This is a genomic window from Mycobacterium sp. ABE4_509 (assembly GCF_056160785.1).
This window is the reverse complement of the sequence record NZ_JBSWXU010000165.1, coordinates 1-11,342: the sequence shown is the minus strand read 5'-3', so window position 1 is coordinate 11,342 and position 11,342 is coordinate 1. Positions and strand designations below refer to the sequence as shown.

Annotated in this window: 7 protein-coding genes; 2 read left to right on the top strand and 5 right to left on the bottom strand. The window is 69.5% G+C overall.

Annotated features, from left to right (window positions below; translation table 11 throughout):
• The coding region (locus ACXAID_RS24335; RefSeq protein ID WP_475024750.1) for a fatty acid synthase subunit beta domain-containing protein at positions 1-5,303 on the bottom strand (5,303 nt) is incomplete at its 3' end.
• Positions 5,304-6,066: 763 nt separating this feature from the next.
• The gene (locus ACXAID_RS24330) at positions 6,067-6,822 is read right to left on the bottom strand and encodes a MerR family transcriptional regulator (protein WP_475024749.1); all 756 of its coding nucleotides are present in this window, start codon (positions 6,820-6,822) and stop codon (positions 6,067-6,069) included.
• Positions 6,823-7,143: 321 nt separating this feature from the next.
• On the opposite strand from ACXAID_RS24330, the gene ACXAID_RS24325 reads away from it, so the two are divergent.
• Positions 7,144-8,406 carry an MFS transporter gene (locus ACXAID_RS24325; protein WP_475024748.1) on the top strand — a complete coding sequence of 421 codons (1,263 nt, stop codon included), beginning with the start codon at positions 7,144-7,146 and terminating at the stop codon, positions 8,404-8,406.
• Between the two features lie 55 nt (positions 8,407-8,461).
• On the top strand, positions 8,462-9,190 hold the full coding sequence (locus ACXAID_RS24320) for an IspD/TarI family cytidylyltransferase (protein WP_475024747.1): 729 nt from the start codon (positions 8,462-8,464) through the stop codon (positions 9,188-9,190).
• On the opposite strand, the gene ACXAID_RS24315 is transcribed toward ACXAID_RS24320, so the two are convergent.
• The 3 genes from ACXAID_RS24315 to ACXAID_RS24305 are packed head-to-tail and all read right to left on the bottom strand — an operon-like array spanning position 9,147 to position 11,253.
• Positions 9,147-9,833, bottom strand: a complete 687-nt coding sequence (locus ACXAID_RS24315; RefSeq protein WP_475024746.1) for an IspD/TarI family cytidylyltransferase — start codon at positions 9,831-9,833, stop codon at positions 9,147-9,149. The genes ACXAID_RS24320 and ACXAID_RS24315 overlap by 44 nt on opposite strands.
• Before the next feature lie 35 nt (positions 9,834-9,868).
• The gene (locus tag ACXAID_RS24310; protein WP_475024745.1) at positions 9,869-10,516 is read right to left on the bottom strand and encodes a hypothetical protein; all 648 of its coding nucleotides are present in this window, start codon (positions 10,514-10,516) and stop codon (positions 9,869-9,871) included.
• Positions 10,513-11,253, bottom strand: coding sequence for a hypothetical protein (locus ACXAID_RS24305; RefSeq protein WP_475024744.1), 741 nt, complete (start codon positions 11,251-11,253; stop codon positions 10,513-10,515). Before ACXAID_RS24305 ends, ACXAID_RS24310 begins: the two co-directional genes overlap by 4 nt.
• Between the last annotated feature and the right edge of the window lie 89 nt (positions 11,254-11,342).

Genomic DNA, 11,342 nt, shown 5'->3' with positions numbered 1-11,342 from the left:
GCCTCCACCGGGGCCGCCTCTGCCGGCGCGGCGGGCGCGGTGTCCGCCGGCGCCTCGTCGGCGAAGTCGGGTTCGGGGTCGGTGTCCGTGGCGAACAGCACCGCGGCGTCCCGCTCGGCGTTGAGCACCTCGGTGGTGTTGTGCGAGTACTCCGGCAGCTTCAGCGTGTTGGTCGCCAGGCCCGCGACGGTCGGCGCGTTCTTGACGCCGATCTCGACGAACCGCTCGACCCCCAGGCCGCCCGCGGCCTCCTCGATGAACAGCAGGTCCTGGGTCTCGATCCAGCGCACCGGACTGGCGAACTGCCAGGCCAGCAACTCGATGACGACCTTGCGGCACAGGTCCGAGGCGCGCTCGTTACGCCAGGTGTCGTAGTCGGCCAGGATCTCGTCGAGCGGCTCGGCGGGCACCAGGTCGCGGATCTCCTGGATGAAGTCGCGATCGAGGGTGAACGGCCGCGGAACCAGGTTGGGGATGTAGCGCCCGATCAGCAAATCGGGATCCTTGCCGCGCGGCATGACGCGCTCGAGAGCGCGGCGGAAGTCGGCGACACCGACCCGCAGCACCGAGGAGTGGAACGGCACGTCGATGCCCGGAACCAGGATGAACGACCGCTTGCCGCCGCTGATCTCGCGACGCCGTTCGACCTCCTCCTCGAGCGCCTCCAGGCCGGCGACGGTGCCGGCGATCGCGTACTGCGAGCCGCGCAGGTTGAAGTTGACGATCTCCAGAAATTCTCCGGTCCGCTCCGACAGATCGGCGATGAACGCCTTGACGTCGGCGTCGTCGAGATCGATCTGCGAGGGGCGGATGGCCGCCAGCCGGTAGTTCGAGCGGCCCGACGCGTCCCGCGGCACGATGTCGTGCATCTTGGAGCCGCGGTGGAACACCACCTCGAGCAGCGCCTCGAGCTCGTAGACCCCGGACACGCAGGCCAGCGCGGTGTACTCACCCACCGAGTGGCCGCACGCGATGGCGCCCTCGACGAACGCGCCCTGCTCACGCATCTCGGCCACCTGGGCCGCGGCCACCGTGGCCATCGCCACCTGGGTGAACTGCGTCAGGTACAGCACGCCTTCGGGGTGGTGGTAGTGCACACCGGAGGCGATCAGGCTGGTCGGGTTGTCCCGCACCACGTGCAGCACCGAGAAGCCCAGCGTCTCGCGGGTGAACTTGTCCGCCGAGTCCCAGACCTTGCGTGCCGCCTTCGACCGGGCCCGCACGTCCATGCCCATCCCCTTGGACTGGATGCCCTGGCCGGGGAAGGCGTAGACGGTCTTCGGCGCGGCCAGCTGGGCCGTCGCCGACATCACCAGCTCGGAGCCGACCCGGGCGGCCACCTCGACGATCTCGGCGCCGCGGTCGATGCCGACCCGGTCGACGCGGAACTCGATCTCGTCACCGGGCAGCACCATCCCGAGGAACCGCGAGGTCCAGCCGACCAGGCGCGCGGGCGGGGTGGCCTGCCCGTCGGTCGCGGTGACCGCGTGCTGGGCGGCGGCCGACAGCCACATCCCGTGCACGATGGGCTGTTCGAGGCCGGCCAGCAGCGCGGCGGCGCGGTCGGTGTGGATGGGGTTGTGGTCACCGGAGACCACGGCGAAGGCGCTCATGTCGACCGGCGCGTTGACGACGACGTCGCGGCGGCGACGGCGCGGGGTGTCGGTGGCGTTGTCGGTCATCGCCCCGCCGGCGCGCGGCGGGTCGGTCAGTTCGGCGGCGCCGGTGCGGCCGCGGATCGCGAAGCGCTCCTCGAGGGTGGCCAGCGGTGTGCCGGGATCGTCGGCGGCGACGATGGTCACGCTGACCGGGACGACGCGCCCGACCTCGGTGTCGGTGGCCGCCGAAGCCGTTGCGGTGACGACCAGTTCACACTCGGAGTCCGGCATGGCGCCCAGTAGATGCGCTGCGTGATCCAGGTGAACCAGGCTGAGCAGACCCTCCACCACCGGGAAGTCGTCGGCGGTGACGGCCGAGCCGATGGCCGAGAACACCGCCGGCCAGCACAGCCCGACCAGGGTGTCGGGGACCAGGGTCAGACCGGGGGCCAGGGGTGCGCCGAAGGTGGCGGTGACGCCGGTGTGGTCGGCGACCTTCTCGGGATCCCACACGACGGTCACGGTGGAGGTGTTGTTCTGCACGGGCGGAAGCGAATCCGGACCGTCGACGCCGGCGGCGATGGCCAGCACGGCACGCATCGCGGTGGAGGCGTCGGAGACCGTGACGATCGGCATGCCGCCGTCGACCGTCGCCGAGGGCAGCGTGAACCGGATGTCGATCCAGATGTCGGACAGCGGCACGCTCAGCGTGACGCTCCCGTCCGGGACCAGCTCCAGCCGGGCGCCGGTGTTCGGGTGCGTGGCGCTGGGCTTGCCGGGCACGTCGTTGACCTGCCACTCCGTCGGCGCACCGATGCGGTGCACCGGGTTGATGGCGGTGCGGCCGGCCCACAGCACGTCGGGCGAGTCGAGCACGACGGCCAGCGGGCCGGTGACGTCGGCGCGGGCCTGGCGGCGGGAGACCACCGGCGCCGGCTGGGTGCCGTCGGCGACGACACGGTCGGTGATCTCCTGCTCGAAGCGGTCGAGCAGCTCACCGACGGGTTCGTCGACCCGGGTGATGCCGGCCACGGCCTGGGTGCCGGGGATGATGCAGACCTGATCGGCGCTGTAGCGCGCATCGTGCGCCTGCCACAGCGAGTCGCTGCGCCACCAGCGCCGGACGTCCTTGTCGATGACCGGGACGAAGTTGACCGGCTTACCGGGCTTCTTGCACAGCGTGACGAAGAACGGCACGTCGGCGGGGTGCAGCCGGACGGTCTCGGCATCCGGATAGCGGGCCAGCAGGGCGGCCATCGCGGCGTCGGGATCGTCGAGCAGCGAGTCACCCTCGCCGGCGAACAGTGATTCGATCGAACCGGAGTCCTTCTCGTTCAGCCGCGCCTCGGTGCGCTCGAGCATCGCCTCGAAGCGCTCCCGCCAGGTCTCGGCCAGCCACGGGCTCCCGGGAACCAGGGTGTCGGCGGTGCTGTCGCCCGCCCCGACGGCCAGCTCGACATAGCGGCGCAGCCACTGCAGGTAGGTCATCTCCCCGACGTCGCCGAAGTAGGGCTTGGCGGTGTCGGCCATCGCCGCGATGATCTCGTCGCGGCGCTCGGCCACGGCGTCGGCGTCGCCGGCCACCTCGTCGAGCAGCCGCCCGCAGCGCGAGGCGGTGTTGTCGATCTCGTGGATGTCGGCGCCGAGCTGGCTGCGGCCGCTGGCCATCCCGTTGATGGCCTTGCCGGCCCCCACCCAGGTGTCGGTGCCGGTGGTCTCCACCAGCATCTGCTTGACCGCAGGCGAGGTGGTGGCCTCCTTGGTGGCCATCGCGGCGGTGCCGACCAGGATGCCGTCGACCGGCATGGCCGGGAAGCCGTAGGCCTTGGCCCATTCCCCGGACAGGTAGTCGGCGGCCCGCTCGGGGGTGCCGATGCCGCCGCCGACGCAGACGGTGATGTTGCGGTACTTGCGCAGGTCGCCGTAGGTCGACAGCAACAGGTCGTCGAGGTCCTCCCAGGAGTGGTGCCCGCCGGCGCGGCCGCCCTCGACGTGGACGATGACGTCCCGGTCGGGGACCTCGTTGGCGATCTTGATGACGGACTTGATCTGGTCGACCGTGCCCGGCTTGAAGACGACGTGGGCGATGCCGACGCTGTTGAGTTCCTCGATCAGATCGACGGCTTCCTCGAGGTCGGGGATGCCAGCGGTGACCACGACGCCGTCGATCGGCGCGCCGGACTGACGCGCCTTCTGCACCAGCCGCTTGCCGCCGACCTGCAGCTTCCACAGGTATGGGTCGAGGAACAGCGAGTTGAACTGGATCGCCCGGCCGGGCTCGAGCAGCGTGGTGAGCTCCTGTACCCGGGCGTCGAAGATCTCCTCGGTGACCTGGCCGCCGCCGGCCAGCTCGGCCCAGTGCCCGGCGTTGGCCGCGGCGGCGACGATCTTGGCGTCGACGGTGGTCGGCGTCATCCCGGCCAACAGGATCGGTGAGCGGCCGGTGAGCCGGGTGAATTTGGTGGACACCTTGACCGAGCCGTCGGGCAGCGTGATCGGCGTGGGCGCGTAGCTCGACCAGGCCGGGGCGACGTCGGGGGCGGCGCCGACGGTGAACAGGCTGCGCTGGCCGGCCCGGGTGGCGGCCGGAACGATGCCGATGCCCAGTCCGCGGATGACCGGTGCGGTCAGCCGTGTCACGGTGTCACTCGGCCCGAGGTCGATGATCCACTTTGCGCCGGCGGACGCGAGGTCCTCGACCTGGGAGACCCAGTCGACCGGCTTGACGAAGATGTACTCGGCGAGCTGGCGGGTGAGGGTGGCGTCGAGCCCGGTGCGGGCCGCCCATTCGTCGACGAGGTCCACCCCGCCGGAAAGCCTCGGGGTGTGGAACCCGACCTCGACCTGGACCTGGCTGAACACCGGGCGGAAGACTGCGCCGCCGCGCGTCTTGTTCTTGCGCTCGGCCTCTTCCTTCTCGGTGATCTTCTCGCAGTAGAGCTCGAAGCGGGACAGCTGTTCGGGTGTTCCGGTGATGACGACCGAGCGCCGGCCGTTGCGGATCGACAATGCCGGGGGCAGCACGGTGCGCACGTCCTGGGCGAATTCGTCGAGCAGCTCGGCGACCCGGGCCGGGTCGACGTTGGTCACCGACACCATCGGCGACTTGTCGCCGCGGCCGACCATGCCGCGGCGGCGTGAGACCAGGGATCCGGCGGCGCCGATCAGCTGTCCGATCGCGAGCAGTTCGACGTCGCGTGCTCCGCCGGCCTTGAGTGATTCCACGGCGGTGACGCCCTGGGAGTGCCCGGCGATGGCGACCGGCGGGTGTCCGGCCAGGTCGAGGCCCTGGCGCTTCAGCGCGCGGATCGCGGCCATCTGGGTGAGCAGGATGCCGGGCCCGGAGATCGCGGCGGTGGTGAGGTCCTTGAGAGCGGGCAGCGGCTCGTCGGCGGCCAGCGCGCGAACCCACTGCATCGGCTCGAACCCGATCGGGCGGACCACGACCAGTTCCCGGGCCAGCGGCTCGAGCAGCAGTTCGGCCTCACCGACGAGCGCGGTGATCTCCGATTCGATGCCGGCCGAGTTGACCAGTTCCTCGAGGTTCTCCAGCCAGGCTCCGCCCTGCCCGCCGAAGGCGACCGCATAGGGCTCGCCGGAGTGCAGTCGATCGACGAGTGCGTGGGTGCCGCTCAGAGGTTCGTGATCCGGGCCGGATCCGTTGCCGGTGTCGGTGGCCGCACGGTGCTGGTCGTTGATCGTCACGTCGTGTGTTCTCCCTCGTACTGCAATCGGGCTGCGATCGCGTTGACCCGGTCTTCTCGGGTGGGCTCGTCGGTGGGTGCTGGCCTGCACTCCGTTGCGGGGCCATGTGCGATTCGGCGTCGAATCCGGCCGGAGTTCATCGCAGCCCGTCCAATGGGAGGACGTCGCGACCGCGTGGTGATCTCGTCGGTGCGGTCGACGTCTCCTCCTCGGGTGCGGTGAACACTTCAGCCGTACTAAGAGTGGCATAAGAGACTGCCCTAGTTTCCCGCCGTAAATGGTTACTGGCGAGTTCTACGCGTGGGTAACAGAACGATGCATAACGCGCCTCACAACGCGGCCCCAACCCAAGCGGTACAAACGTCCTGCATGCAGGTGGTTACGGTCGAGTAGGAACGAAGTACCAGATCAAGGCAGTTTTGTTATCAAATCGTTATCTGAGAATTCACGTTCTCAGGCCGTCGGCGACGGGCCTGTTCAGACGTGACACTCAAGCCCGAACTGTCTTCCCGACTCGCTTCGCCACACGTCCGAGTTTGCCGGGAAAACTTACCGGTCAGTAAGTCCGCGCGAGATCGCGGCCGCTGCCGGACAGCGCTCAACCGCACTGCCCGACGCACGGCCGGCCGATGCGGGCGACGTGGGCCCGTGCTGCCGCCACCGTGCTCCTGCCGACCTCGACCAAACGCAGCGGGCCGCCGGGCACCCGAAGAGGTCCCCGCCGACGCGAGTTGTGCTGCCGCAATGGCGAGCACACTCCCGGCTAGGCCTGTCGCCGGGGCTCCCACGCGCCGGTGAGAAGGATCCCCGCGGTGTAGTCGGAGGCCGAGGCGACCATGTACTGCCGGGCCAGTTGATCGAATCGGGCAGCGATCACCTTCTCTCCCAGCACCCGGTAGTCCTCCACCACCTGCCGGATCTCCTCCATCTCGTCCGGCCGGGGCAGATAGCTGGGACCCACCCACGCGTGGAACAACTCGACGAGGCTGGTGACGAAGGTTTCGGCGACCACATCCACCGACTCCTCGGCCGCGTCCAGGAACTGCAGCAACGCGCGCACGTACAGCAGCTGGTCGGGCGCCCTGGCCAGGATCTCGGCGGCGTCGGGGTCGATCAGCGCGACCCTGCCCGACACGACCTCGGCCATCCCGTAGTCGATGAGCCTTCGGGCCTCCTCGGCGTCCGGGCGCAGGGCGACCTCGACCTCGCCGGTCTGCGCGTCCCGCTGACCGCTCTCGGCGTGCGGCGGGCCGAGCACCGCCCGCTGCAGCCCCAGGATGTCGGCCAGGTCGGTGCCCTGCCGCATGCTGGCAAAGAACTCGGCGATGTGCGCGGAGTTGTATCCCTTGTTCAGCAACTGGCTGATGGTGTTCAACTGGGACAGGTGGTAGTCGTCGTAGAGGGCCGCCCGCCCGCTGCGCCGCGGTGGATCCAACAACCCCCGTTCCCGGTATGCGCGGATGTTGCGGACACTGATGCCCGACGCGCGCGACAACTCTTCGAGCCTGTATTCAGCCACGACCCATCCCCCTTTGACATCCGCGCCACCGCGGCTCGATCAGCACGCGGGCCACCCCGTGCCCAGCCCCGACCCCGGTGAATCCCCCGGAGTGAGCTGCCGGCAACTCGGCCCCCGATTGTGACAACGACCGTTTGCACAATAGCGGACAACGCACCCCGGGGCCGCACACCCGCCCCGGCACGACAACACCAGCAAACACCCCTATGGGGCGGGACCGCGATGATTGGCGAACGCACCCGCTGGTGCGCGAGGATGGTTCATCCCCGGTGATGACCCGGACATTAAGACAAATGTGCAGGAAGTGAGAGGTCGTTTCGAGTGCGCCCCTGGATCGTCTGGACGACGGGGCTCCTCGCCTACATCGTCGCGGTGCTGGACCGGACCACGCTGGGCGTGTCCGGGCTGGCCGCGGCCGACCGGTTCGAGACCGGCCCGGGCCTGCTGTCCACCTTCGTCGTCCTTCAGGTCGTGGTGTACGCAGGCGCGCAGGTCCCGGCCGGTGTGCTGCTCGACCGGTTCGGGTCTCGGGCGCTGATCGTCGCGGGCGCCACCCTGATGGCCTCGGGCCAGCTGGTGCTCGCGTTCACCGAGTCGCTGCCCGCCGCCATCACCGCGCGTGCGATCGTCGGACTCGGCGATGCGGTCACCTTCATCTCGGTGCTGCGGCTGGTGCCGCACTGGTTCACCCCGCGGCAGGTACCGCTGGTCACCCAGCTGACCGGCATCTGCGGACAACTGGGCCAGGTTCTCTCGGCGGTGCCGTTCCTGGCGGTTCTCACCGCGCTGGGGTGGACCGTCGCCTACGTGTCGGTGGCCGCGCTGGGCGTGCTGTCCATCGTGCTCACCCTGGCCATCGTCAGGAACACCCCGGACGGCGCCGTGACGACCCGCGAGCCCACCTCGATGCACGCCACCCTGGCCAGCGTGAAAACCGTGTGGCTGCGGCCGGGCACCCGGCTCGGCTTCTTCACCCACATGGGCACACAGTTCTCGGTCACCGTGTTCGCGCTGATGTGGGGCCTCCCGTATATGACGGTGGCCCAGGGTGTTTCGTCGGGCGTCGCCGGCGCTCTGCTGACCCTGTCGGTCGCCGCCGCCATCTCCTCCGGTGTGCTGGTCGGGGTGTTCACCGGCCGCCACCCGCACCGGCGCTCACGGCTGGTGCTGGCGATCATCGCCAGCAATGCGGCGATCTGGTCGGTGGTGCTGGCCCTGCCCGGCCCGGCACCGTTGTGGCTGCTGGTCGCGCTGGTCGTCGTCATCTCCGTCGGCGGGCCCGGGTCCATGGTCGGATTCGACTTCGCCCGGACGTTCAACCCCAGCGCCACCCTGGGCACCGCGCAGGGCATGGTCAACATGGGCGGGTTCCTGGCCTCGCTGCTGCTGATGCAGGCGATGGGGCTGATCCTCGAGCTCACCGGCGGACTGTCGTTCGAGTCGTTCCGGCTCGCCTGGACCCTCCAGTTCGTCATCTGGGGCGTCGCCGTCGTCGGAATCCTCATCACCCGGCGCAAGGCACGCCGGCTGCTGGCGGTGCAGGACGACCGCAGCCTGCTCGAGGGCATCGAACGTCAGCCCTGATCGACGCCGCCCCTTCGAGATCGGCGTCCACCCCGCCGGAGATACGCTTGCGGGCATGGGGATAGCCGTCGCGGTGGTGCTGGCCGCCGGCCTGGGCACCCGAGTCGGCGCGGACGGAAACAAGGCCTACCTACCGCTGGCCGGGCGCAGCATGCTCGCCTGGTCGCTCTCGACCCCGGCGGCACATCCCGATGTGGGACGCACGGTCCTGGTGTTCCGCCAGGGTGAGCGCGACATCGCCGAGCAGGCCGTACGCCGCGAAGTCGCGCACGGCACCGTCGAGTTGGTCGAGGGCGGCGCGACCAGGCATGCCTCGGAGTTCAACGTGTTGCGCGATTTGGCACCCGACATCGAGTCGGGCGCGGTCGACGTGGTGGCTATCCATGACGCGGCACGCCCCCTCGCCGGACCCGACATGTACCGCACCGCCATCGCCCTGGCCCGCCGGCACGGCGGCGCACTGCCTGCCCTGCCGCTCGACAACGTCGCACGTGTTGCCTTGTCGGCGGTGGAATCCGTGGCACGCCAGGGGCCTTTGGTGCGGGCCCAGACTCCGCAGGCGTTCCGGGCACGCGAGCTGTGGCAGGCCTATGCCGCCGCCGAACGCGATGGGTTCCAGGGGACCGACACCTCGTCATGCGTCGAGCACTACACCGACCTCGAGATCCGGACCTTCCCGGGCAGCGCCACCAACCTCAAGGTCACCTATCCCCGCGATGTCGCCCTCGCCGATGAGCTGCTCAGCGGCCGGCAGAGCGTTGGCGCACCCGTAGAACCGCGGTGAGGTAGTCCCCGTCCCGGGGCAGCTGGGCGGTGATCGCGTCGGCATCACCGTCGACGAGGGTCACGGGCGTCCCGCTGGACAAGACCAGCTCCAGGTCGTCGAACCGCCCGTCGCCGGCCTGACTCGCCGACCCGGCCGCCAGTCCGGCCAGGGTCGCGGCGGCGAAACCCCGCGGATATTGCACGGTGCGCAGCTGGGCACGGTCCAGTGTCGCCGTCACCGTGCCCTCGGCGTCGACGGCCTTGACGCTGTCGGTGACCGGTAGCACCGGAAGGACCGAGCCGGCTCCCCGCCCCAGCGCGGCGACCATCCGTTCGACCAGAGCCGGGTCCACGACCGGCCATTCGACGTCGTGCAGCAGCACCGGAGCGTCGCCGTCGAGACCGGCCAACCCGGCCGTCACGCACTGTGCCCACCCGCCGGGCGCGGCAGCGGCGACCACCCGCGTCGGCATCTCGTGACCGCCGAGGGTTCTCCGGACCGGCGGGGCTACTTCGGCCGCGGCGGCGATGACCACCTCGGCACATGACCCCAGTGCGTCGACGACGCGCAGCAACGGCGGGCTGCCCGCGACGGGTTCGAGGAACGATTCGGGACAGCGGGCGAGCCACGCAGGCAGCGGCAGGATCGCGGTGACCGTCACGGTGGGAAGGCTATCCGGGCCCGGGCCCCAAGGGGTCAGACCGGGTCGAACGACGAAATCAGCCAGTTTCCGTCTATCTTCGTCAGGCCCACCTTGACGCTGCTGGCCGCGAAAGCCCCGTCGGGGTTCTCCTTGCTGGTCGTCGTCTGGTTGACGAACACCAGCACCGCGGCCGAATCCGGCTGAATATCAGAAACCGCGGCCCGCGTGACCGAAGCCGCGGTCTTCACCGATTTCTCTCGAGCCGCCGGCGTGACTATCTGCTCGGTGAATTCTGTGTAGTACGAAAGGAAATCGCCCGTCAGCCGGGCCCTGGCCGCGGCGAAATCCCTATCGAGCGACTCCGGCGAATAGGACAGCAACGCAATCGTTCCACTGGTCGCCGCTTCGAGCGCTACCTGCTGCGCGGCGGCGTCCGTTTGCTGGTCGGGACGATACTGATACACGTACAGCCAGCCCGCCATACCCGCCGATGCCAGCAGCGCGACGCCGAGCAGGATGGCGGTTACCTTGCCCCGCAGCAACGCGATCGGGCCACGGCGCCCAACCGATGTCTCCGGCGCAGCGTCGTCGACAGGCGCCTCTGCGTCGGCCAATTCATTGCCTACGCCCGCCTGTGTTTCGTGCTCGTCCTCGTCCACGACTTCGGTCACGACGTCATCGTCGCCCTTGGGATCACTCATGGCACGAACTCGACTTTCGACATCTTGATCTGATCGCCCTCACGCTGCAGATTCACACTGAGCCGCCACGTTCGAGGCTCCTGCTCAGCACCTGCGGTGTTGGTGACCCGCGACGACGCCGCGACGAGGACCACCGCGGTGTCGTCTGTCATCGACTCCACCCCGGTCGCGTTGACCGTCACCTCGGTGATGACCTCCGATTGCTTGGCGACCTCGACGAAGTCCTGCGCCTGCATTTCGAAATCATCCTTGAACTCGCCGGTCGAGTTGTCGATGATGCGTTGAACGTCCTGTTCGGCGTTGTTGAAGTTCAGCGACATCAGGGTCACGACGCTCTGTCTGGCCGCCGCACTGTACTCCGCATCGAGCTGCCGTAGGTTCTGCGCTTCGCGGTGCTGCCACACCAAGTAGCCGCTTAGCGCCAGCAACGCCGCGGTCGACAACACCGCCGCCGCGGCCGCGATGCCTTTCCAGGTAGGCCGCGGCGGCCGGGGTCGCCAGCGACGGCGACCGGCCTGAGCGACACCGTCGTCGACATCGAGGACAGCAACGTCAGCCTGGGCCTCGCCCGCGTCCGCATCGGCGGTCCCGTCATCGTCACCGGGGGATACGTCGTCGACGGGAGCACCGCCCGCGGCAGGGGCCGGGGCACTCGCCGGATCCACCGGCTCAGCCGCCTCGGCCTCCCGGCGAAGTCGCAGTGCGCGCGCCCGGGCCCGGGCCTGTCTCTTCTCCACATCTCCGAGCCCACGAGAATTGGCCGAATATCTAGTATGCCGGCTTCTTCTTTCAGGAAGGGGGGGGGGGGGGGGGGGGGGGGGGGGGG